This is a genomic window from Myxococcus sp. AM009 (assembly GCF_013372605.1).
Lineage (GTDB): Bacteria > Myxococcota > Myxococcia > Myxococcales > Myxococcaceae > Myxococcus > Myxococcus vastator.
Genome location: NZ_JABXEP010000144.1, coordinates 1 through 21,245, shown reverse-complemented (window position 1 = coordinate 21,245; position 21,245 = coordinate 1). Strand labels below are relative to the sequence as shown.

Below are 21,245 nucleotides of genomic sequence, written 5' to 3'. Positions count from 1 at the left end.
CCACCTCCCCTTGGAGCCCCCATGAAGCGCACCCAACATTCCACTGGAACCCCGTGGGAGCCCCAGGTGGGCTACTCGCGCGCCGTGCGTGTGGGCCCCTTCGTCTCCGTGTCCGGGACGACGGCCACCGACGCCCAGGGAGACATCGTGGGCGTGGGGGACGCCTACCAGCAGGCCCGGCAGGCGCTCCAGAACATCCAATCCGCCCTGGAGGCCCTGGGCGCTCGGCTGGAGGACGTGGTGCGCACGCGCATGTACGTCGTGGACATCCAGCAGTGGGAGGCGGTGGGCCGGGCGCATGGGGAGCTCTTCGCCCACATCCGCCCCGCCACGTCGATGGTGGAGGTCAGCCGCCTCATCTCCCCCGAAATCCTGGTGGAGATTGAAGCGGACGCCGTCGTCGCGGGCGGCGGCTGAAGGCGCGCTCCACAGTCCCTCAACACTTCTCCCGCAAGGTGGGTCCCTCAACTCAGCCGGGGGTACCCACGACATGTCGAGCCTCAGCAAGTCGTTCAAGAAGGCCGTGAAGAAGGTCAAGAAGACCGCGAAGAAGGCGGGCAACACGGTGGTGGACACCGCCAACAAGGCGGCCGACACCGTCACCGGTACGGCCGGCACGGTCTCCAACCAGGTGAGCCGCGAGGCCGAGCAGCTCGCCCGGGAGGTCGACACGCTCACCCGCGACACCGCGAAGCTGGCGGAGCAGGCGTATGCGGAGTCCCTGGCTGCTGGGGAAGCCGCGTGGAACGAGGCGGTGGAGCTGTCCACCCGCTTCCTCACGGACGCGCTGAGCGACGTCGCCGAGGCGCTGGCCGAGGACGTCTACCGCAAGCACCTGGCCCTCCTGGAGAGCATGGCCGAGACGGGCTACGCGCTGCTGACGAATCCCACCCGCTACAAGGAGGTGGACTTCCTCGTGGGCCAGTCCTCCCAGAAGAAGAAGGACGAGGACACGCACAAGACGGTCAGCTCGCTGTCTCAGGACGAGTCGGTCCAGCGCACCGGCAACGACGCCCGGAGCAAGGGGCTCGGAACCCTCTCCATCGGCAGCGGCGGCAGCATGACCTTCGGCGGGGGCGTCGAGGGCAGCGTCGGCATCGCCTTCGACCACCCGGAGCAGCAGCAACTCCGGGGCTTCTACGGCTGCGGAGGCGTCGCGGGCGTCACCAAGGGGGTGTCGATGAGCTTCCAGTTTGGAGTGTGGGCCGACATGCCCTCCAAGCTCGCCGGCCCCGTGCTCGCGGTCAGCCTGGGGGCTGGCGCCGGCAAGTTCTGCGGCAGCACCCAGGTCATCTTCAAGATGCCCGTCACCGAGAAGGAATGGACGGCCTTCGCCACGAGTGGCAGGCTCGACCTCGCGGGTCTCGTCATCAGCCTCGGCGCGGAGCTCAGCACCTTCTCCGACGACGGCGTGAGCGCCACTGTCGGCTGCGGCTACACCTGGGTGTACTGAGCGACAGCGCTGACGCGAAGAGACCCACCTGGGGCCCGTGTCCATGAACCCGTCGGCGCGCATCCTGGTCGTGGAGGACGATGCCCCCATCGCCGCGGGCATCGTGCGTGGCTTGAAGCTCGCGGGCTTCCAGGTGGCGCTCGCCACGGACGGCCTGCTCGCGCTCGAAATGGCCGAGCGCGAGCACCCTGACCTGGTGGTGCTGGACCTCAACCTGCCGGGGCAGGACGGCTTCGAGCTGCTGGAGGCCTGGCGCTTCCGGCTCCGTGTCCCCGTCATCGTCCTCACCGCGAGACAGGAACTGGAAGCCCGGCTGCGCTCCTTCGGACTGGGGGCGGTGGACTACCTGCCCAAGCCCTTCTGGATGGAGGAGCTGGTCGCCCGCATCCGCACACGGCTGCTTCTCCAGGAGGAGCGCCCGCGACGCGTGCTACAATGGGATGACGTGAGCCTGGACCTCGACGCCCGCGAGGCGAGCCGCGAAGGCACAGGCGCCCTGCCCTTCACGCGCCACGAGTTCGACGTGCTCGCCTACCTCGCGGAGCGCCCGGGACGGGCCCTGACACGCGCCCAGATTGCCCAGCACGCGCTGCCGCCCAGCGAGGAGCGCGATGACCGGACCGTGGACTCTCACATCGCGCGCATCCGCAAGAAGCTGGGGCCGGCGGGCGCGCGCATCCAGACGTCCTGGGGGATTGGCTACCGGTTCGTCCCCGACGAGGAGCCGCGTTGAGGCTGCGCAACCGCCTGGCCCAACGCATCCTCGTGGCGTCGGCGCTCGTGGGCCTGCTGGGGACGCTGGGCGCGTCCATCCTCGCGATTGTCCTGGGCGTGGATGCCGCGCTGACGCATGGCGTGCGGATGTCCGCGGCCCTCGTGCTCGCGCCCCAGGCCTCGGAGTGCCGGACGACGCCGGGCTGGCGCTTCCGGAGTCCACACGGCGTGGAGGTGGAGGCGTACGACCTTGCCCAGGTGGGAGCGGGCTCGCCCGGTGCACGGCCCGACCCCAAGCTGCTCGCGCGGCTCGCGCAAGGCGAGCGTGAGCCCTCCACCTTCTACCTCCCGCTCTTCCATCCGGACTCCGCGTGGGCGGGGGCCTCCCTGCTGAAGCTCGCGGAGGCGGGGCCCTGCAGCCTCCTGGAGTTCCGCTGGCCCATCATGCACGAGCGCGCCACGGTGGGCGGGTGGGTCTTCGTGTCCGCCGTCCTCTTCACGATGCTGGCGGCGACGCTGTCCACCTTCGTCGTCGTCCATCCCCTCCTCCAACGCCTGCGCGGGCTGCATCGGGCGGCGGGGCTGCTCGGGGCGAGCCGGTATCGCTCCGCGGCGGATGGCCAGGACGACGAGCTGGGCGAGCTGTCACGCGTGCTCGACGCCACCCATGCCCGTGTCCAGGAGGACGCCACCCGCATCGAGGCCCAGAAGCACGCGCTGGAGCGACACCTGGCGGACGTCGCGCATGACCTGAAGACCCCCATCGCCTCGCTCCAATTGTCGCTGGAGCTGGCCTCGACGACGCCCGCCGACCCGAACGCGGCGCTCCTCCGCCAGGGCATCGAGGACACCGTCTACCTCACCTCCCTGGTGGACAACCTCCACCTCGCCTGCCAGCTCGGAGAGGGCATCGACCCGACGGCGGGCGACCCGCGCGTGGAGCTGGGCCAGACGATGGAGCGCGTGGTGCGCAGGCTCCAGCAGCTCGCGCGGTTGCTGGAGCTGACCGTGGAGTGCTCGCGGCCCGACGAGGCGCTCTGGGTGCGCTGCAACCCCACGATGCTGGAGCAGGCCCTGGGCAACCTGCTCCACAACGCCGTCACGCACGGCGAGGCGGGTGGCCACGTCGTGGCCGTCCTGGAGGATGCGGAGCCCGGGCGCTTCCGGCTCACCGTGCTCGACGACGGCCCAGGCCTCTCGGCCGAGGAGCTCGAGCGCCTGGGCGAGCGCGGGTTTCGCGCGCAGGCCACGCGGCGGCGGGCGACCCGGGGCAGCGGGCTCGGCCTCTCCATCGTCCGCGAGCTGTGCCTCCGCGTCGGCTTCTCACTCGCCTTCGCGCCCAACCCGCCGCGCGGCCTGAAGGTCGTCATTGAAGGACCTCGCGCCTCCACGCGCGAGCCACGCTGAGCGCCGCTGCCGCGAGGGCGGGCGGCGAAGTGGCCGCCTTACCGGCTGCCCGCCGAGCCCGGCGCCACGACGAGACCTGAGCGACAGGGGTGGCCACCGTCCTCGACGCACCCCACCTTGAAGGCAGCCATGGGCGTTGCCTGGAAGGACAACATCGACGTCGCGGATGCGCTGGAGCGCGTCGCGGACCTGCTGGAGGAGCAGGACGCGATGCCCTTCCGGGTCGGCGCCTACCGGAAGGCCGCGGACACCATCGCGCAGTGGCCTCGGCCCGTGGCGGAGCTGCTGGCCGAGGAAGGTGAAGCGGGGCTGCGCAAGCTCCCCGGCGTGGGGAAGAGCATCGCCGCGGCGATGGCGGAGCTGATTCGCACCGGGCAGCTCTCCCTGCTCCAGCGGCTGGAGACGGACCACTCTCCAGAGCAGCTCCTGGCCAGCGTGCCGGGCATCGGCGCGGAGCTGGCCCGCCGCATCCATGACGAGCTGAGCGTTCGGACGCTGGAGGAGCTGGAGCAGGCGGCGCACGACGGACGCCTGGAGCGTGTGGAGGGCTTCGGGCCCCGGCGCGGAGAACAGGTGCGCGAGCTGCTGGGCGCGAGGCTTGGCAGGGAGCGGCGCGGCGCCGCACGGCGGAGCGAGGGGCGGGATGAAGGCCCCCGGCCAGACGTGGGCGTGCTGCTCCAGGTGGACGAGGAGTACCGGCGGCGCGCGGACGCGGGCGAGCTGCGCCGGATTGCACCGCGCCGGTTCAACCCCTCCGGAGAAGCGTGGCTGCCCGTGCTCCGCAAGAAGCTGGAGGGGTGGAACTTCCGCGCGCTCTTCTCCAACACCGCGCTGGCCCACCAGCAGAATGCCACCCATGACTGGGTGGTGCTCTACTTCGACCAGGACGGCGACGAGGGCCAATGCACCGTCGTCACCGAGCGCGGCGGTCCGCTCGACAGTCGGCGCGTGGTGCGCGGACGCGAGGTGGAGTGCCTCGCGTACTACGGCGTGGAGTCCGAGGAGGTCGAAGCCCCACGGCCCGGGGTTTGACACACCGGCGCGTCAATCGTGCAGGGAGATGTAGTGGATGAGGGCGGCGTAGAACTCCGACTCATCGAAGGCATCCGGCCCGACGCCCACCACGTCCACATGGTCCTGAGGCACCACGCTGGACATGGACGTGCTCTGCAGCCGCGACGGCGCGTTCAAGGCATTGAGCACCGGAATGGACGCGTCGTCCGTCACCGAGTCGAAGCCGAAGAAGGCGTCGTGGTAGCGCAGCCGGCGCCCCATCTGCTGCGAGCTGATGCCCACCATGCCATCGTCATCCGCCTCGTTGCGCACGCCGTCGCCGCAGCCCGCCGCGCCGTCGTTGTCCCCATCCCCCGCGCAGTAGCCGTTGCCGTCGATGTCGAAGAGGAACTCCTTCATCAGGTACAGCGCCGGATTCACATTCACGCCGTGCTGCGCGGTGACGAGGGACACGTAGCGCTCCGCGTAGCTGCTGCTCACGGGGTACTTCTCGTTGAAGGCCTTCATGCCCGTGACGACACCATCCGAGGCTGAATAGTCATTGAAGACGAGCTGCTTCGCCGCCGCGTAGGCGTCGTTGCCCGGCGCGTAGACGGAGTCGCCGTAGTAGCGCGCCAGCGCCGCGATGACGCTGGTGACGCCCGGCTTCTGGTCGAGGATGTACTTCGCCACGGGCGAGCCCCGGTGCGGCGATGACACGCTGGCCAGCACCGCCACCGACGTGACACCGCGCCGCTCCCGCAGCACGCGCGCCGCCTTCCTCGCGTCGATGCCTCCCTGCGAGTGACCGACGATGCTCACCTTCGAGACACCCGCCGTCGCCATGAAGCCCTCGATGTCGTCCGCCAGGTCCAACCCGCGCGCCTCCGAGGACTGGAACGCCGCCACCTGCGCCACGAAAGCGCGCTGTCCCGGGTCGAGGTCGCTGTTGCAGTTCGTGTCGAAGCGCGATTCACAGGGCTCACCCACGAAGGTGCCGAAGTCGTTCCCCCAGTAGTCGTAGCCGAGCAGGTCATCAAACCCGCCCATGCCGTGCGCGAACACCACGGGGTACTGCGTCCTCGCCGCGCCCGCCCAGGACGCTGGGGCCCCGCCCAGCACTCCGGCGAGCAGCCCCGTCATGACCACCGCTTGAAACCGTTTCATGCGCCCCCCTTGAATGCACCGCTGGAAGGATTGGAGCAGGGGCGCCGCGGCCCAGGTCACCCGAAAGCGAGCCGCCATCACCCAGGCGACACCTCCGCCCTCGAGCTGTCTTGCGGGCCGCATCCGAAAGCCCGCCCCGGTGACACAAGCCCCCGGGGCGGGACGTGGACTCAGGGCGCGGGCGAATACAGCCCAGCGGCGGACAGCGAGCCGCTGGGGCTCAGACCGCCCGACACCAGCACGCGGCCAGCACCCACCAGCGTCACCACGCCCGCGCTGGTGAGCGCCGTGGGCAACGTCCCGGCGCTGTGCCACTGGCCGCTGGCCGGGTCATACACCTCGGCCGAGTCCAGCAACCCCACGGTGCCACCTCCGTCACCGCCCAGCACCAGCACGCGGCCAGAGGGCAGCAGCGCGGACATCGGTCCGTAGCGGGGGTGCTGCATGGACGCGAGCGAAATCCAGGTGCCCGTCGCCGGGTCGTAGAGCTCCGCCGTGGCGAGCGCCCCTCGCGCGCCCCAGCCTCCGGCCACCAGCACCTTGCCCGACGGCAGCGCCACCGCCGTGTGCCCATATCGCGTCCCGGACAGGGAGCCGGTGAGCGTCCACTGCCCCGTGGACACGTCATAGAGCTCCGCCGAGGACGTGTCTCCATCCTGCGTGTTGCCTCCCACCACCAGCACCTTGCCGGACGGCAGTGACGTCGCCGTGTGGTACTGTCGCCGGCGGCTCATCACCCCGGTGGCGGTCCAGGTTCCGGTCGCCCCGTCATAGAGCTCCGCGGTGGCCAGCATGCCGGAGAAGCTGGAGCTCCTGCGCCCTCCCGCCACCAGGACCTTGCCGTTGGGCAGCAGCGTCGCGGTGTGACGCGCGCGCGGCGCCGCCAGCGCACCCGTGGCGGTCCACGTGCCCGTCGCCGCGTCATAGAGCTCCGCCGAGGGCAGGTAGCTGGACGAGGTGCTCTGGCCTCCCGCGGCCAGCACCTTCCCATCCGGCAGCAACGTCGCGGTGTGGAGGTAACGCGCGGTGAGCAGCGCGCCCGTTTGAAGCCAGTGGCCCGTCGCTTCGGAGTAGCGCTCCGCGCCAGTCAAGGCCGTGCTGCCATTCGCGGTGCCACCCGCCGCGAGGACCTCGCCCGCAGACAACACCGTCAAGGAATGGTGATACCGCGCGGACAGCATGGCATTCGCGGCGCGCCAGGGGAGCGTGGGCGGAAGGTAACGCTCGGCGGAGGCAGTGCGCAGGACGCCGTCCGGGCTGCCTCCCGCGACCAACACCTCCCCCGTGCCCAGCAGCGCGGCGGCGTGGCCCAGCCGGCTGGTGCCCATTGACGCCGTGGAGGCCCAGAGCGCGTTGACGGGGTCATACAGCGCCGCGCTCTGGAGGTAGGGCTCGCTGCCATCCGAGCCACCAGTGATGAACACCTCGCCGGAGTGCAGCACCGTCGCGGTGTGGTGCGCGCGCTCGACGGGCATCAGGTTCCCCGCGGAACCCCAGACGCCCGACTCCACGTGGTACAGCTCCGCGCTGCGCGTCGCGGTGATGTCGTCCACCAGCCCGCCGGACACCAGCACCTTGCCATTCAGCAGCGCCGTCGAAGCATGACCCGTGCGCGGCGAGCTCATGGCGGCGGTGGAGGACCAGGTCCCCGTCGCGGGGTCATAGAGCTCCGCGGTCCGGAGGACGGCGCCCCACGAGCTGGAGCGCCCGCCCGACACCAGCACCTTGCCATTGGGCAGCAGCGTCGCCGCGTGTCCCATGCGCGGGACGCTCATGCTGTGGGTGGCGCTCCACGTCCCCGTGCCTGAGTCATACAGGCGCGCCGTCATCAACGCGGTTCCGTTGCCGTCCTCGCCGCCCACCACCAGCACCTGGCCGTTGAGCAGCAACGTGGCGGTGTGTCCCGAGCGAAGGGAGTCCAGGCTGCCGGTGGAAGACCAGGTTCCCGTGGCCACGTCGTACAGCTCCGCGGTGCCGGTGGTCGCGGCGGCGACGTCCCCCCCCGCCACCAACACGTTGCCAGTGGGCAGCAGCGTCGCGGTGTGACGCCGGCGGATGACATTCATGTTCCCCGCGCTGAGCCACCGCGCGGTCGCGACGTCGTATTGCTCGGCGCTCGTGGAGGACTGGCCACCGGCGACCAGCACGCGACCATTGGGCAGCACCGTGGCCGTATGGTCCAGGCGCTGGGTGGACATGCTGGGGGTGCCCACCCAACTGACGGATGCGAGCTCGGCGTCCTGGCGCCATGGCGCATTCAGCGCGTCTGCAAAATCCTCGTGTGAGCATCCCGCGAACACGAGCGTCATCAAGAGCGCGGCCTTGCGGCCGAACCCGGCAGGTTCAAACATGAGTGGGGGTCCTTTGTGTGACGGGGGGATGCGCGGAAGGACCGCGCCCGGCGCCTTTACCCCAGCCCTGCACGGGCGGACCATCGCAGCACCCAAAACTGAACACATAAAATACATGGGGCCTTGGGCACCCACCGTGCGGGGTGAATGCCAAAGACTGCCGCGCCAGGGCGCATCAATTCACGCAATAAAAGAAATGCTCGTGAAACGCGCGGTGACATGGATTGAGGCGGAGGGGTTTGTGACTCAGCGCGGGGCCATGGACACCCGCCCCCCTGACGGCCCCTGGAGCTCGGCCCGCCTCGTGCCTTCACGGAGGGCGCCTCCGGCGGCGCGAGGGCCTCCGCGTCAGCTGCTCGCCGACGTGTACCGGCGGATGGAGCGCAGCCACACCTGACGCGAGCCCCAGGCGAAGAGCCCCGCGCCCGCCACCGCGCCCACCAGCGACTGGGGCGGCAGCCGGCCCAGCATGGCCTGCGCCGGGAAGGTCGTCATCAGCGCCAGCGGGATGACATATGTGAATACCAGCGTCAGGACGCCGCGCCCCACGCCCTGGAACACGGAGGACGGCCAGCGCGCGAAGTCGAAGATAGAGGTGAACAGGTACGTCAGGTTGTCCACCCGCACGACGAAGAACGCCGCGCTCACCGTCAGAATCCACAGCGAGTAGAGCAAGAGCGTGCTCGTCCCCAGCAGCAGCACGGAGGCCAGCAGCCCCGCCACCGACGGCCACCGCCCCAGGTGCATGAAGGCGTAGACGAACAGCCCGACGCCCGTCAGCACGTTGAAGGCCCGCCACGGCTGGAAGCGCTGCGTGGACACCAGGAACTGCGCGTCCGCGGGCTTGAGCAGCACGAAGTCCAGCGTGCCCTTGCGGATGTGCTCCACCACGCCCGTGAGGCTGGGGTTGATGGCGCCCTCCAGGATGCCCTGCAGCAGCGTGAACCAGCCCACCACCAGCAGGGCCTCGCCGAAGCTCCAGCCTTCCAGGTTGGGCCGCTCGCTGTAGACGACGAACAGCGGCGCCAGCGCCGTGAAGGTCCAGAAGAGGGACGTCAGCCCCTCCGTGAAGAAGTCCGCGCGGTACTGCAGGGACAGCAGCCCAGACGCCTTGAGTTGAATGCCCAGCAGCCGCAGATAGCGCTTCAGCCTCACGTCAGCCCCCGAACGCCGCGAAGCGCCGCACGCCCTGCTTCCACGTCACCGCCGCCAACGCGCCCAGCACCGCCACCCAGGCCCACTGCGCGCCCAGCAGCCGCAGGGACTGCTCCCAGCCATAGTCCGCCGTCAGCAGCTCCACCGGGACGCCAATCTGATAGCGGAAGGGCAACCAGTCGATGAGGGTGCGCAGCGTGGGCGGCAGCAGCTCCACCGGGTACATGTAGCCCGAGCACACGAAGAAGAGCACCAGCCACACCTCCAGCACCTTCTGGCTGCTCTCCAGGAAGAAGCACAGCGCGCCAATGGCCACGTTGGCCAGGAAGGCCACGGCCCACCCGCCAATCACCGCCAGCACGAAGAAGCCCCACTGCCACGCGTGCTGGGGCACCGCCTTCTGCCCCACCAGCGCCACGCTCAGCAGAATCACCGGCACCGCGACCATCAACCGCATGGGGAAGGCGGCGATGCTCTCCACCGCGTAGGCCCACAGCGGGGAGATGGGACGCAGCAGGCGCATGGCCAGCGTCCCCTGCTTCACCTCCCAGTTGATGAGCCACGCCGCCCACGACGTCGCGAGCTGCCGCACCGCGAAGGTGGCCAGGAAGTAGCTGATGAAGTCCGCCTCGCCGAAGCGCCCCACGGGCGCCTCACGCGACACCGCCATCCACAGCACCATGTTGACCAGCGGCATGGTGGTGGACAGCACCCAGATGAGCATCTCCGCGCGGTAGGCCACCGCCTCCGCGAACCCCACCCGCAGCAACGTGGGAAAGGCGCGCAGTGTCGTCCTGGCGCTCATGCGGGCACCGGCTCCGACGCCGCCGTCCGGCGCGCCTTCGACTCCGCGAACAGCTCGCTCATCACCTCTTCCAGCGGCGCGTTCTCCACCGTGAGGTCCATCACCGGCAGCGTGGACAGCGCGCGGGTGACGGTGGCGTTGACCGCCTCCTGCTGGACCTGGAGCACCGCCATTCCGGGCTCGTGCGTCACCACCCTGCCCAGCGGTGACAGGCGCGCGACGTCCACTTCCCCGGACAGGCGCAGCACCACGCGCTTCTCCGGCCGCACCCGCTGCACCAGCGCGTCCAGGCCGCCGTCGTATGACAAGAGGCCCTTGTCGATGACGATGACGCGGGGACACAGCGCCGCCACGTCGTCCATGTAGTGGCTGGTGAGGATGAGCGTGGCGCCGTACTTCTCGTTGTACTCCTTGATGAACGTCCGCATGGTGGCCTGCATGGCCACGTCCAGGCCGATGGTCGGCTCGTCCAGGAAGAGCACCCGCGGCTGGTGGATGAGGGCCGCGGCCAGCTCACACTTCATCCGCTCCCCCAGCGACAGCTGCCGGGTGGGCTTGCCGATGAGGTCCCCGATTTCCAGGAGCTCAATCAGGTCTGAAATCGTCTTCTTGTACTGGGCCTGGGGCACGTCGTAGATGGCCCGGTTGAGTTCGAAGGTCTCCGCCGGAGGCAGGTCCCACAGGAGCTGCTGTTTCTGCCCCATGACGAGCATGATCTTCTTGAGGAAGGCCTCCTCCCGCTGCTGGGGGACGTGGCCGTCCACCGTCACCTCGCCGTCGGAGGGATGGAGCAGGCCGGAGAGGACCTTGAGCGTCGTCGTCTTCCCGGCGCCATTGGGGCCCAGGAAGCCCACCCGCTCTCCGGGGCGGATGTCGAAGGAAATCCCATCCACGGCCTTCACCGTGGTGTAGCTACGGTGGACGAGCGAGCGGAGGGCCGCCTTCAAGCCCGGCGGGCGCTGATGGACCTGGTAGTGCTTGCGAAGGCCGCGAACGGAAATCATGTGCGACCAGGGTTTAACGCGGTCTCCCCCTCCATGGCGATCTCGCCGTTGACGCCTTGGCGGGACGACAATGGGTTGGCAACGGCCGCGGCGGGACGCGGCCTCACAGGTGAAGGCTGGACCAGATGAGCAACGCATACAGCAAGGACCTGGAGCGATGGATGCCGCGGCTCATCGCCGTCTGGCGCGCGTCACGCGGCCGCGGTGGTGGCGGCGCCCCGGAGACGCGCCTGACGCCCCAGGAGGTGAAGGAGGTGGCGGCGGGTGTCCGCCAGCTCTCCCTGGGCCTCACGCGGGAGCGGCAGCTCGCCGGCGCGCGGTACATGGACGACCCGAAGCTCCTGGGCGCCTACCTCCTCTTCTACTGGCCGGTGTCCTATGCGCAGGCCCGGCAGGTGCTCGGCGAGCTGCCGAGCCGCCCCCGGCAGGTGCTGGATTTGGGCAGCGGCCCGGGCCCGGTGGCCTTCGCCGCCCTGGACGCGGGCGGGGGCCAGGTCACCGCCGCCGACCGCAGCAAGGCCGCCCTCACCCTGGCGCGCAACCTGGCCGCCGAGGCCGGTGAGGCCCTGGCCACCCGCGACTGGGACCCGACGAAGAAGGGCGCCGCGCTGCCCGACGGCCAGTTCGACCTGATTACGATGGGCCACGTCGTCAACGAGCTGTACGGCACGGGCGACGCGGCCACGGCCCCCCGCGCGGCGCTGCTGGAGACGATTCTGGCGAAGGTGAAGCGCGGTGGCAGCCTGCTGGTGATGGAGCCCGCGCTGCGCGAGACGAGCCGCGGCCTCTTGCACGTGCGCGACGCCATGGTGGCCAAGGGCTACGCCGTCCGCGCGCCCTGCATGTACCGCGGCCCCTGCCCCGCCCTGGTGAAGGAGACGGACTGGTGCCACGCGGAGCGCGCCTGGCCCATGCCTCGCGTGGTGGAGGAGCTGGCGCGCGCGGCGAGCCTGCACAAGGAATCGCTGAAGATGAGCTACCTGGTGCTGGCCCCCAGGGACGAAGCGTGGCCGGAGCTGACGCCCGGGCGCCTGTTCCGCATCGTCTCCGAGCCCCTGGAGGGCAAGGGCCGGCACCGCTACATCGGCTGTGGCCCGGAGGGCCGCGTGGGACTGGCGATGCAGGAGCGCCACCGCAACGAGCGCAATGAGCGGTTCCTCAAGCTGAACCGGGGCGACGTCATCTCCGTGACGGAGACGGAGCCCAAGGGTGACGGGCTCGCGCTCGACGAGCGCACCGAGGTGCGGGTGGTGGCCCCCGCGGGCAAGGGCGTGCCGCCCCCGCCGCCGAAGGAGGACGCGCCTTCGAGCCCGGGAGCCGGCCCGCGCCCTCCTGAGTGAAGCACCCGGCCCCTGCCGCCCTGGGGCCGGAAGATGGACGGCCCGGCTCAGCGCCGGAGGTGGGCATGACGTCCCGTGAGGACGTCGCGCATGAGGCGGAAGGCCTTCACGCCGTCCTTCATGGCGCCCACCGCGCCCCGCGCGAGGACGGTGGCCTGCACGCGAACCCGCCGCAGCCGGCGCGGCGCGGTGAACTCGCCGTCACATCGTCCGTGGCCTGCCTGACAGAGCGCGGCCCTGGCAGGGAGCGCGCCGCCCATTCCAGACATCCCGCCACCGGAGGACGGCAGGCCCAGGAGCGAGGCCCTGTTAGGGTCAGCCGCTCCCACCGCTACGGAAGGCCTGCCCGTGTCCGTGTCCCACCGGCCGCTGCGTTCGCTGTACCCGCCCCTGGAGCCCTACCGCACCGGCCGCCTGCGCGTCTCCGGCGGGCATGAGGTGTACTTCGAGGAGAGTGGCAATCCGGAAGGCAAGCCGGTGCTCTTCGTCCACGGGGGCCCTGGCGGAGGAACGGACCCGCGCCAGCGCCGCTTCTTCGACCCGACCGCGTACCGCATCATCCTGTTCGACCAGCGCGGCTGCGGACGCAGCACGCCGCACGCCAGCCTGGAGGAGAACACCACCTGGGATTTGGTGGCCGACATGGAGCGGCTGCGCGAGTTCCTGGACATCTCCCGGTGGCAGCTCTTCGGTGGCTCATGGGGCAGCACCCTGTCCCTGGCCTATGCCCAGACACACCCCGAGCGCGTCTCGGAGCTGGTGCTGCGCGGCATCTTCCTGCTGCGCAAGCAGGAGATTGACTGGTTCTACCAGCGAGGCGCCAGCGCCCTCTTCCCGGATGCCTGGGAGTACTACCTGGAGCCCATCCCCCCCGAGGAGCGCGGCGATTTGCTGGCGGCCTACCACCGCCGGCTGATGGGCTCCGACGTGAAGGCGCAGCAGGAGGCGGCGCGCGCGTGGAGCGTGTGGGAGGGCCGCACCAGCTGCCTGTATCCCAACGCGGAGCTGGTGGCGCGCAACAGCGCGGACGCCTTCGCGCTCGCCTTCGCCCGCATCGAATGCCACTACTTCGTCAACCGGGGCTTCCTGCGCGGCGACACGCAGCTGCTCGACGACGTGCACCGCATCCGCCACATCCCCGCCGTCATCGTCCAGGGACGCTATGACGTGGTGTGCCCGCCGGAGAGCGCCTGGGCGCTGCACAAGGCCTGGCCGGAGGCCGCCTTCGTCATGGTGTCCGACGCGGGGCACTCCGCGAACGAGCCGGGCAACACCTCCGCGCTGGTGGAAGCCACCGACCGCTTCCGCGGGCGCTGAAGCTCACGTCAGCGCCGGGACGGCCGCCCTGTCGCGCGCCGCGTCCACGCGGCGGAAATAGAGGATGACCCAGAGGCTGGCCAGCGCGGCCAGCGTCACCATGCCTTCGGCCGCGAACGCCCCGGCCTGCGTTCCCCACGCCGCGGTGGCCTGCTTCCCCACCACCACCGTCAGCGCGTTGAAGAAGGCGTGGGCGCCCACCGCGAGCCAGTACCACTTCACCTCGTCGCGGATGAAGCGCTGGAGCACCACCACCGACAGCGCGATGTGCACCACCATGGCGCCCAGCCGCTCGTAGGCCCCCAGCAGCGGCATCCACCAGTCCAGCGCGGCGATGGCGGCCTTGGCCTCCACCACCTGCGCCACCTGCTCCGGCTTCAGCGGCAGGGTGGACGCGTCCACCGACGACAGGGCGATGACGTTGACGAGCCCCAGCGCCGACAGTCCGCCCACCAGCAGCGCCGACTCCAGGCCGCCGTGGCCCACGCCGAAGCCCACCGCGTCGCGCCAGCGGCGGAAGTCCCTCAGCGGCTTGCGGAAGGTCCACAGCCGCGCCGTCTCCTCGAAGAGGCCCGCGGACAGGGACAGCACCGCAATCCAGACGCCCAGGAGCGCCGAGGACGTCTTCAGCGCGTCGCGCATGAAGTACTGCGCCACCTGCACCAGGGGCACCCGGGTGAGCAGCTGCGACAGCGCGAACGCCGCCGCGCCCCAGCCCACCACCTTCCAGGCCACGCCCAGCCGCCGTCGTGCCCACAGCACCAGGCCCACCGGCAGCAGCACGTCGAAGGCGATGGCCACCGCGTAGCTGGCGACCAGCCTCGTATCCACAGCGTCCACGGGGCCCCTCTCCGCCAGGTGGCATAGGCACCCGGCGCGCGGCGTCGAGGACACCAGCGAAGCGCCATCCGAATCCAGGGAGAAAGTGCCGGCCTCCAAGACTTGACTGTATTGACCCGAAAAAAGCTGAAGCCGCTCTGTGCGGGGCGGGGCCTCCGGGCCCGCCATTGACTGGATGACGACACCGCGCGGCAGGACTTCGTCTCTCCCCCTGGAGCGCCCCGGAGCGAGGGAGGCGGTCGCAGGATGTCATCCGCCCGAGAAGTCGCGGGAGCGCGAACGCCCCCTGACGGGAGGAGACAGGCCGGACGACGCCGTTACATGAAATCGACCGCTACCCGCGGCAGTGCGCCAGCTCGGCCCGCGCCTCCGCCGTCTCCTGGACATAGGCCTTGCGCCACACGGACAGCTCCTCCCAGGCGCGCCGTGCCTCCCCGCAGGCCGCGTCCTCAGCGCCCGTCAATCGCAGCGCCCGCGCGAGCCGGCGGCGCACCCTGGGGACACGCGCGGAGACCACCTGCCGGGCCGTGAGGTCCTCCAGCGCGGTCCGCAGTGGCGCCAGGGCCTCGGCGGGCTGGCCTCGGGCGAGGTGGACGTCCCCCAGCAGCAGCAGCGCCTCGATGCGCTCGGACGACGAAGGACCCAGGTCCCGCTCCATGGCCACGAGCGCCTGCTCCACGTGACGACGGGCCTCCTCCACCTGTCCCGAAAAGAGGAGCGCATCCGCCAGGTAGCGCAGTCCCGAGCCATCCATCTCCCCCTTGTCGGCCAGGGGCCGCTGGAGCGCGACGCCGCGAACGTGGAAGCCGCGGGCCTCGTCCGGACGCCCCAGGAGCCGCAGCAGCCGGCCCACCTCGTGCGCATCCAGCGCCACCTCCGGGTGGGTGGCGCCATAGGCGCGCTCGCGATGCGCCAGCAGGCCTCGGGCGTACTCCAGCTCCGGCAAACGCTCGCCCTGCTCGCCCCGCACCCCCAGCCGATTCGACTTCACCCCTATCAACACCGGGCTGTCGGCGGCCACGCTCTTGAGCGCCACGGCCCAGCTCTCCTCCGCGGCCTCCCGTGCCTGGGCCCCATGCCCCCACTCGAAGTAGACGAGGGCCAGGTTGGACAAGGTCCGGGCCACCGACAGGTTCTCCGCACCCAGCGTCTGGCGGAGGATGCCCAGCGCCCGCTGGAGGACGGCCTCGGCGCTCGATAGCTCCCCCAGGAGGGCCAGCGTGCCCCCCAGGTTCGACAGGGCCCGTCCCGTGTCCCGGTGCGCCAGCCCGAAGTGCGTCTCATGGACGCGCAGCGCCTCCTCCTGCCAACGCTTCGCCTCCAGCAACCGCCCCTGTTGCCGGGCCAGCAACCCCAGCCGGCCGTTCAGCTCCGCGCGCGTGAATGTCTGGCCCCGGGCGCTGGCGATTTCCAGCAAGGCACGCAGCAGCGACTCCGCCTCCGAGAAGCGGCCCTCCTGCTCCAGGAGCTCCGCCTGCACCTGGTCCAGCAGGGTGTCCAGCTCGGCGTCTCGCAGCGTCTCCGCCACGGCCCGGGCGCGATGGAGGAAGGGCCACGCCTCCTGGGGCCGTCCCATTCCGTACCCATGCAGCCAGGCCTGGAAGTGCAGCACCCGCGCGAGCACGCCCAGGTGCCGCCCGGCCTCGGCCGCCAGAGAGCCCAGGACCAGGGACGCGCGCGCGTCCTCGAAGGCCCCCGCGTCCTCCTGCAATCGCGAGCAGAGGTGATGCGCCTCGGCTTCCAGCGGCCGATGACGGGTGGCGAGCGCGCGCTCCCGGGCGGCCAGCGCGATTCGCAGCGCCTCGGGGGTGTGCCCCGCGAGCCGCTCCGCGTTCGCCCGCGCGAGCTCCGCGCGCACCGCGTCCACCTCCGCCCGCGCCTTCGGGTCCTCCGGCGGAGACACGGCCTCCTGCAACGTGCGCACGTCCGCGCACCCGCCCACGCCTCCGAGCGAGGCCCCCAGCCCGAAGCCCCGCTCCACCGTCCGCGCGTCCGCGCCCTGGAGCGCCACCGTCAGCCTCGACAGCTCTCCCAGCCGTTGGTCCAGGCACGTCATCCGCAGCCCCAGCGCCGCTTCCGACTGCTCGCCGAAGACACGCGTCGCCTCGCACGCGGACTGATGCGCGCGCGTCCAGTCCCGCGTCCACTGCTCCAGCGTGGAGGACACGGCCTGGAACGAAGCCTCGGCCGCGGGGTCTCCCGTCCGCAAGAAGGCCTGACGCGTGGACTCACGCACGGATGCGTCCCAGATGCCCGCGAGGTGCCGCTCACTGCCATGGCACGTCTCACTCGGCGTCGCCGCGGAAGGCCCCAGCACGAGGAACCCCAGGCCCACCAGTCCTCCGGCGAGCACCGCCGTGGCCGCGCTGCGCTTCCAGGCCCCCACCTCCCGCGAGAGCCGGGCCCGCAGCACCTGCATGGATTCGAAGCGCCGCGACGGGTCCACGGAGAGGCCCCGCCGCACCACCGCCTTGAGCCACGAGGGCACGCCCCGCTGCTCCGGGCGCACCTCCTGGCGCTGCATGGACGCCAGGAGCTCCTCGCGCGCGGCGCCCGCGAAGGGCCGCTGCCCGTTGAGCGCCTCGTAGAGCGCGACGCAGAAGGCGAACTGGTCCGAACGGGCATCCCCCCGCTCTCCGCGAAGCTGCTCCGGCGCGCCATAGGCGGGCGTTCCCAGGAACGCGCCGGTGACGGTGAGCGGCGCGTCGCCGGAGACGATGGCCGCGTCCTCCCGAGGAGGCCCCAGCCCCACCGCGGCGTTGGCCAGGCCGAAGTCGGTGATGCGCACCTGACCGTCGCGCGTCAGCAGGACGTTGTCGGGCTTGAAGTCGCGGTGGATGATGCCCAGCGCGTGCGTGGCCGCGAGCCCCTCCGCCGCCTGGATGAAGCGCGCCAGGACCTCCCGGCGCGTGCGCGGCCGCTCTGCCAGCCACCGCCGGAGCGTGCCCCCCTCGACGAGCTCCATCACCAGGAAGAGCTGCCCCTGGAACTCCCCCACGTCATGCAGCCGGGCGACATGGGGATGCGACAGGCGGGCCATCGTGCGGGCCTCGCGCTCCAGTCGCTGACGCGCCTGGGCCAACGAGTCCTCCCCGAGCCTGGCGAGGTTCAGCAGCTTGAGCGCCACCTTGCGGTCCAGCTCCGGGTCATAGGCGGCATGGACGCGCCCCATGCCACCTTCGCCGAGCAGCCCCAGCACCACGTACCGCCCCACGCGCGCGCCGGAGACGAGCAGCCCCGTGTCGACCAGCGGTGGAGGATTCTCCAGCCCGCCCAGCGCGGCGAGCACGCTCCGGCACTCCGAGCAGCCGGAGACATGCTGGCGCACCGTCGTCATGCCCTCGGGGTCCAGCGCGCCGCTCGCATACCCCGAGAGTGCGTTCTCGTCCGGGCAGCTCATTCACGCCCCGCCAACAGGCCCGAGAGGCTCAAGTCCAACCGTCCATGGATGGCGCGCATCACGCTGTCCACTTCCGGCTCGGGCAACGACAGGCGTTCAGCGAGCGCACGCCGCGTCCGCTTCTCCAGCAGCCGCTGCACCGCGGTGAGCCGGCGGGACAGGGTGGACTTGTGCAGGTCGAACAGGGCGCCCATGCGCTCCAGGGAGAGGCGCTCGACGAAGTGCAGCCGCAGCAACTCCCGGTCCTCGTCGTCCAGCGAGGCCACCGCCTGGACGAAGGCCGCGCGCACATGCCCGCGGGCCTCCTCCCGGACGAAGCCCAGCTCCAAGCCACCCGGCGCGGGGTGCGCGGCGAGCACCTCGGCCTCGACGTGCGACGCTTCTCCCAAGGCCTCGCGCATCCGCAGCGCGAGCCGCGTCGCGGAGATGCTCACCCAGTGCAGCATCGGGCCCGCGCCCGCGTAGCCGAGCAACCGGGAGGGCGCCTCCGCGCGAGGCAGCAAGAGGTTGGTCCGAAGGGCCTGCAGCACCTCGTCCGCGAACACCGGCGAAGGATGGATGCGCGCCAGGGGGACGCGCAGCTTGAGGAGGACCTCCTGCTCCAGGAGCGCCCGGGCCGCCGGCAGCCCCTGTGCGCAGGAGAGCGCGAGCGCCAGGTCCCTGGCATGCAGCCGCTCCAGCGCGAGCACCGGGTCCACCGCTCGCGAGAGCAGCGTCCCCAGGTGTTGGGCGAAGGCCTTGGGCTCGGGCGCGGCGGCGTGGAGGGCCTCGGCCAGGGAGACGGCGCGGCCCACGGCCTCCCTGGTACCCGGAGCCTCACGGAGGCGAGCGGAGGACGGCTCGCCGGCGGACTGCAACACCCACTCGAGGAACTCCGTGTTCGCCCCAGGCATCCCAACCGCTCCTGACATCACGCTCACGATACATCAAGGCCCTCAGCCCTTCCGCGCGCTCAGGGCCTCGGCCAGCTCCGCATAGAGGTGGATGGCGCTGCGGATGGACTTCTCCCAGTCGCCCAGGTGCAGGCTTTCGTTCTCCGAATGGGCATACGTGTACGGGTCCTCCACGCCGATGAGCAGCGCGGGCACGCCGCCCAGCTCCTTCGCGAAGGGCTCCACGAAGGGAATGGAGGCGCCGCAGCCAATGGCGACCGCCTTCGCGCCGTAGCCCTTCTCCAGCGCGCGGAAGGCCGCCTGGAACGCGGGGTGGGACGGGTCCGTGTACCACCAACCGGACGCGCCCTCCGTGTCGAAGTGGACCTCCAGCCCCCATGGGCACACCTCGCGCAGGTGCTCCTTCAGGCGCTGCTCCACGTCGCGCGCCTCCAGGTCCGGGACGATGCGGATGCCCACCCGCGCCCACGCCGAATCACAGATGATGTTGCGCGCGTCCTTGCGGCTGCTGGCCTGGATGGCGTTGATGGCGATGCTCGGCTGACGCCAGTTCAGCTCCCACGGATGCGCCCCGCCCCCCAGCACCTGCGCGCCGGGCAGCAGGCCTGACTGCGCGCGGAAGTGCGCCTCGTCTCCGGGCAGGGACTGGATGCCCTGGCGCTCCGCGTCCGTCAGCGGCTTCACGCGCTCGCGGATTCCTTCGATGGCGATGGAACCATCCGCGTGGGTCAGCGTGGCCAGCATGCGGCACAGCGCCATGACGGGGTCCGGCACCGGCCCACCCCACATGCCCGAGTGCACCGCCTGCCGCAGCGCCCGCACCTCCACGTCCACCGTGACGAGCCCGCGCAGCGCGGTGGTGATGGACGGCAGGCCGGTGTCGAAGTTGGACGTGTCGGTGAGGACGATGGCGTCCGCCTTCAGCAGCGCCGCGTGCTTCTGGAGGAAGGCGCCCAGGAAGTTGCTGCCAATCTCCTCCTCGCCCTCGATGATGACCTTCACGTTGAGCGGCAACGCCCCCGCGCCCTTCAGCCACGACTCCACCGCGGACGTGTGCACGACGATGCCCGCCTTGTCGTCCGCCGAGCCGCGTCCGTACAGGCGGCCATCGCGCTCCACCGGCTCGAAGGGGGGGCTCTTCCACGCGGCCTCGTCACCCGCGGGCTGCACGTCATGGTGGGCGTAGAGCAGCAACGTGGGCTTGCCCGGCGCCTTGAGCACCTCGCCATAGACGTAGGGGTGCGTGCCCTCGATTTCGAGTAGCTGAACGTTTTCAAAACCACGGTCTTTCAGCAGCCGTGCAGTCGCTTCCGCGCTGCGTCGTACCTGCGTCGCATCGAAGCCAGGAAATGAGACACTGGGAATGCGGACGAGGGACTTGAGGTCCTCCAGGTACGTCTGCTTCTTCGACTCGAAGTGTGAGAGAGCGTTGTCGGTGGACATGCTCACCCCTTAACCCAAAAAGACGGGCAGGCGTGCCATGTCCCCGCGCGGATGTCGCGCGGTCCAAGTATCATCCATGGCCATGTCCGACACCCCGACCCTGCTGCTCGTCGATGACGACAGTTTCGTGCGCCGTATCCTCAAGGACGTCATCGCCGACACGGGCATCGAGCTGCGGCTGCTCGAGGCCGCGGACGGCGAGGAAGGATTGGCCGTGGCCGCGCGGGAGCAGCCCGCGGTGATGTTCCTGGACCTGTTCATGCCGAAGAAGAGCGGACTGGAGGTCCTGGGCGCCATCAAGTCGGTGTCGCCCACCACGCGGGTGTTGGTCATCAGCAGCATGGACGCGGAGCCCGTCGTGGAGCAGGCCATGGCGGCAGGCGCCGTGGGCTTCGTGGGCAAGCCCTTTCATCCGCTTGAGATCGCCTCGGCAGTGCGCCAGGCGCTGGCTCACTGATTCCGGGGTGTTTGCGTGTCGTCTTCTGCTGTCGGTTACTGGGTCGCGGACAATCTCGGACGTGTGCTGGGGCCGCTGGCGCTCCAGGCCCTGCGGGAACTGATTTCCTCCGGACGCTTGAAGGCCGCGGTGCGCGCCTCGCGGGATGGGACGAACTGGGTCGCCCTGCCGGAGCTGCCCGAGCTGCGCGACTTGTTCGCCAGCGCGCGGCCCTCGCCCTCGCTGGAGCTGCAGCAAGCCGAGCGCCTGCGCGCGCAGATGCGCGCCATGCAGAGCCTGCCGGCCCATGAAGTCTTTGGCCTCAAGCCCACCGCCAACCTGGACGAGCTGCGCCTGGCCTACTTCCGCATGGCCAAGCGCTTCACGCCGGACCACGTGTCGCCGGACACGCATCCGGAGCTGAAGAAGGTGTCGGCGGAGATCTTCGACTTCCTGTCGCGCCGCATGCGCGCCGCGGAGGCCACCTGGACGCAGGCGGCGCAGGCCCCCCGCCCTCCGCCGCCCGT

General features: G+C 70.8%; 19 protein-coding genes. 9 read left to right on the top strand and 10 right to left on the bottom strand.

All coding sequences use genetic code 11. From position 1 onward, the window contains the following. The 5 genes from HV824_RS28045 to HV824_RS28025 all read left to right on the top strand — a co-directional run. On the top strand, window positions 1-417 hold a 417-nt coding region (locus tag HV824_RS28045), incomplete at its 5' end, for a RidA family protein (RefSeq protein WP_255208398.1). A gap of 73 nt (window positions 418-490) precedes the next feature. Next, window positions 491-1,453, top strand: a complete 963-nt coding sequence (locus tag HV824_RS28040; protein ID WP_176419851.1) for a hypothetical protein — start codon at window positions 491-493, stop codon at window positions 1,451-1,453. 43 nt (window positions 1,454-1,496) lie between these two features. Further along, on the top strand, window positions 1,497-2,186 hold the full coding sequence (locus HV824_RS28035) for a response regulator transcription factor (protein WP_217917813.1): 690 nt from the start codon (window positions 1,497-1,499) through the stop codon (window positions 2,184-2,186). After that, complete coding sequence (locus tag HV824_RS28030; RefSeq protein ID WP_176424647.1) at window positions 2,183-3,574, top strand: cell wall metabolism sensor histidine kinase WalK; 1,392 nt, start codon at window positions 2,183-2,185, stop codon at window positions 3,572-3,574. The genes HV824_RS28035 and HV824_RS28030 overlap by 4 nt, the downstream gene beginning before the upstream one ends. Window positions 3,575-3,703: 129 nt before the next feature. Further along, a complete protein-coding gene (locus tag HV824_RS28025; RefSeq protein ID WP_176419854.1) occupies window positions 3,704-4,606 on the top strand; it encodes a helix-hairpin-helix domain-containing protein in 903 nt (300 codons plus the stop codon). Window positions 4,607-4,618: 12 nt separating this feature from the next. Here HV824_RS28025 and HV824_RS28020 read toward each other — a convergent pair whose 3' ends face one another. From HV824_RS28020 to HV824_RS28000, 5 genes are all read right to left on the bottom strand, one after another. Next, the gene (locus HV824_RS28020; protein ID WP_176424646.1) at window positions 4,619-5,734 is read right to left on the bottom strand and encodes a triacylglycerol lipase; all 1,116 of its coding nucleotides are present in this window, start codon (window positions 5,732-5,734) and stop codon (window positions 4,619-4,621) included. Window positions 5,735-5,904: 170 nt separating this feature from the next. Next, window positions 5,905-8,085: a kelch repeat-containing protein gene (locus tag HV824_RS28015; protein WP_255208397.1), complete on the bottom strand. Its 2,181-nt coding sequence runs from the start codon at window positions 8,083-8,085 to the stop codon at window positions 5,905-5,907. A gap of 348 nt (window positions 8,086-8,433) precedes the next feature. Further along, a complete protein-coding gene (locus HV824_RS28010; protein WP_176419856.1) occupies window positions 8,434-9,240 on the bottom strand; it encodes an ABC-2 family transporter protein in 807 nt (268 codons plus the stop codon). Between the two features lies 1 nt (window position 9,241). Continuing rightward, complete coding sequence (locus tag HV824_RS28005) at window positions 9,242-10,045, bottom strand: ABC-2 family transporter protein (RefSeq protein WP_176424645.1); 804 nt, start codon at window positions 10,043-10,045, stop codon at window positions 9,242-9,244. Beyond that, a complete protein-coding gene (locus tag HV824_RS28000; protein ID WP_176419858.1) occupies window positions 10,042-11,049 on the bottom strand; it encodes an ATP-binding cassette domain-containing protein in 1,008 nt (335 codons plus the stop codon). The genes HV824_RS28005 and HV824_RS28000 overlap by 4 nt, the downstream gene beginning before the upstream one ends. Window positions 11,050-11,174: 125 nt before the next feature. Here HV824_RS28000 and HV824_RS27995 point away from each other — a divergent pair, with 125 nt between their 5' ends. Continuing rightward, entirely contained in the window at window positions 11,175-12,389 is a 1,215-nt protein-coding gene (locus HV824_RS27995) for a small ribosomal subunit Rsm22 family protein (RefSeq protein ID WP_176419859.1), read from the top strand. 47 nt (window positions 12,390-12,436) lie between these two features. Here HV824_RS27995 and HV824_RS27990 read toward each other — a convergent pair whose 3' ends face one another. Continuing rightward, complete coding sequence (locus tag HV824_RS27990; RefSeq protein WP_176419849.1) at window positions 12,437-12,649, bottom strand: hypothetical protein; 213 nt, start codon at window positions 12,647-12,649, stop codon at window positions 12,437-12,439. A gap of 88 nt (window positions 12,650-12,737) precedes the next feature. On the opposite strand from HV824_RS27990, the gene pip reads away from it, so the two are divergent. Beyond that, window positions 12,738-13,706 (top strand): prolyl aminopeptidase, encoded by a 969-nt coding sequence (gene pip / locus HV824_RS27985; RefSeq protein ID WP_176419860.1) that lies wholly within the window; start codon window positions 12,738-12,740, stop codon window positions 13,704-13,706. Window positions 13,707-13,709: 3 nt separating this feature from the next. On the opposite strand, the gene HV824_RS27980 is transcribed toward pip, so the two are convergent. From HV824_RS27980 to HV824_RS27965, 4 genes are all read right to left on the bottom strand, one after another. Beyond that, entirely contained in the window at window positions 13,710-14,546 is an 837-nt protein-coding gene (locus HV824_RS27980) for a YhfC family intramembrane metalloprotease (protein WP_368670998.1), read from the bottom strand. A gap of 334 nt (window positions 14,547-14,880) precedes the next feature. Then, window positions 14,881-17,946: a serine/threonine-protein kinase gene (locus tag HV824_RS27975; RefSeq protein WP_176424643.1), complete on the bottom strand. Its 3,066-nt coding sequence runs from the start codon at window positions 17,944-17,946 to the stop codon at window positions 14,881-14,883. Beyond that, a complete protein-coding gene (locus tag HV824_RS27970) occupies window positions 17,943-18,839 on the bottom strand; it encodes a transcriptional regulator (protein WP_176424642.1) in 897 nt (298 codons plus the stop codon). Before HV824_RS27970 ends, HV824_RS27975 begins: the two co-directional genes overlap by 4 nt. Window positions 18,840-18,881: 42 nt before the next feature. Next, window positions 18,882-20,282 carry a M20/M25/M40 family metallo-hydrolase gene (locus HV824_RS27965; RefSeq protein WP_176419864.1) on the bottom strand — a complete coding sequence of 467 codons (1,401 nt, stop codon included), beginning with the start codon at window positions 20,280-20,282 and terminating at the stop codon, window positions 18,882-18,884. A gap of 82 nt (window positions 20,283-20,364) precedes the next feature. Here HV824_RS27965 and HV824_RS27960 point away from each other — a divergent pair, with 82 nt between their 5' ends. Then, window positions 20,365-20,739 (top strand): response regulator, encoded by a 375-nt coding sequence (locus tag HV824_RS27960; RefSeq protein ID WP_176419865.1) that lies wholly within the window; start codon window positions 20,365-20,367, stop codon window positions 20,737-20,739. A gap of 15 nt (window positions 20,740-20,754) precedes the next feature. Continuing rightward, a partial coding sequence (locus HV824_RS27955; RefSeq protein ID WP_368738114.1) for a J domain-containing protein occupies window positions 20,755-21,245 on the top strand: 491 nt, incomplete at its 3' end.

Bases quoted from the DNA above. Each gene is read 5' to 3' on its own strand.
- HV824_RS27995 (WP_176419859.1), top strand. From the start codon at position 11,175: ATGAGCAACGCATACAGCAAGGACCTGGAGCGATGGATGCCGCGGCTC.
- HV824_RS27975 (WP_176424643.1), bottom strand. From the start codon at position 17,946: ATGAGCTGCCCGGACGAGAACGCACTCTCGGGGTATGCGAGCGGCGCG.
- HV824_RS27960 (WP_176419865.1), top strand. From the start codon at position 20,365: ATGTCCGACACCCCGACCCTGCTGCTCGTCGATGACGACAGTTTCGTG.
- HV824_RS28025 (WP_176419854.1), top strand. From the start codon at position 3,704: ATGGGCGTTGCCTGGAAGGACAACATCGACGTCGCGGATGCGCTGGAG.
- HV824_RS27990 (WP_176419849.1), bottom strand. From the start codon at position 12,649: ATGGGCGGCGCGCTCCCTGCCAGGGCCGCGCTCTGTCAGGCAGGCCAC.
- HV824_RS28040 (WP_176419851.1), top strand. From the start codon at position 491: ATGTCGAGCCTCAGCAAGTCGTTCAAGAAGGCCGTGAAGAAGGTCAAG.
- HV824_RS28015 (WP_255208397.1), bottom strand. From the start codon at position 8,085: ATGTTTGAACCTGCCGGGTTCGGCCGCAAGGCCGCGCTCTTGATGACG.
- HV824_RS28020 (WP_176424646.1), bottom strand. From the start codon at position 5,734: ATGAAACGGTTTCAAGCGGTGGTCATGACGGGGCTGCTCGCCGGAGTG.
- HV824_RS28000 (WP_176419858.1), bottom strand. From the start codon at position 11,049: ATGATTTCCGTTCGCGGCCTTCGCAAGCACTACCAGGTCCATCAGCGC.
- HV824_RS27970 (WP_176424642.1), bottom strand. From the start codon at position 18,839: ATGCCTGGGGCGAACACGGAGTTCCTCGAGTGGGTGTTGCAGTCCGCC.
- HV824_RS28035 (WP_217917813.1), top strand. From the start codon at position 1,497: ATGAACCCGTCGGCGCGCATCCTGGTCGTGGAGGACGATGCCCCCATC.
- HV824_RS28005 (WP_176424645.1), bottom strand. From the start codon at position 10,045: ATGAGCGCCAGGACGACACTGCGCGCCTTTCCCACGTTGCTGCGGGTG.
- HV824_RS27965 (WP_176419864.1), bottom strand. From the start codon at position 20,282: ATGTCCACCGACAACGCTCTCTCACACTTCGAGTCGAAGAAGCAGACG.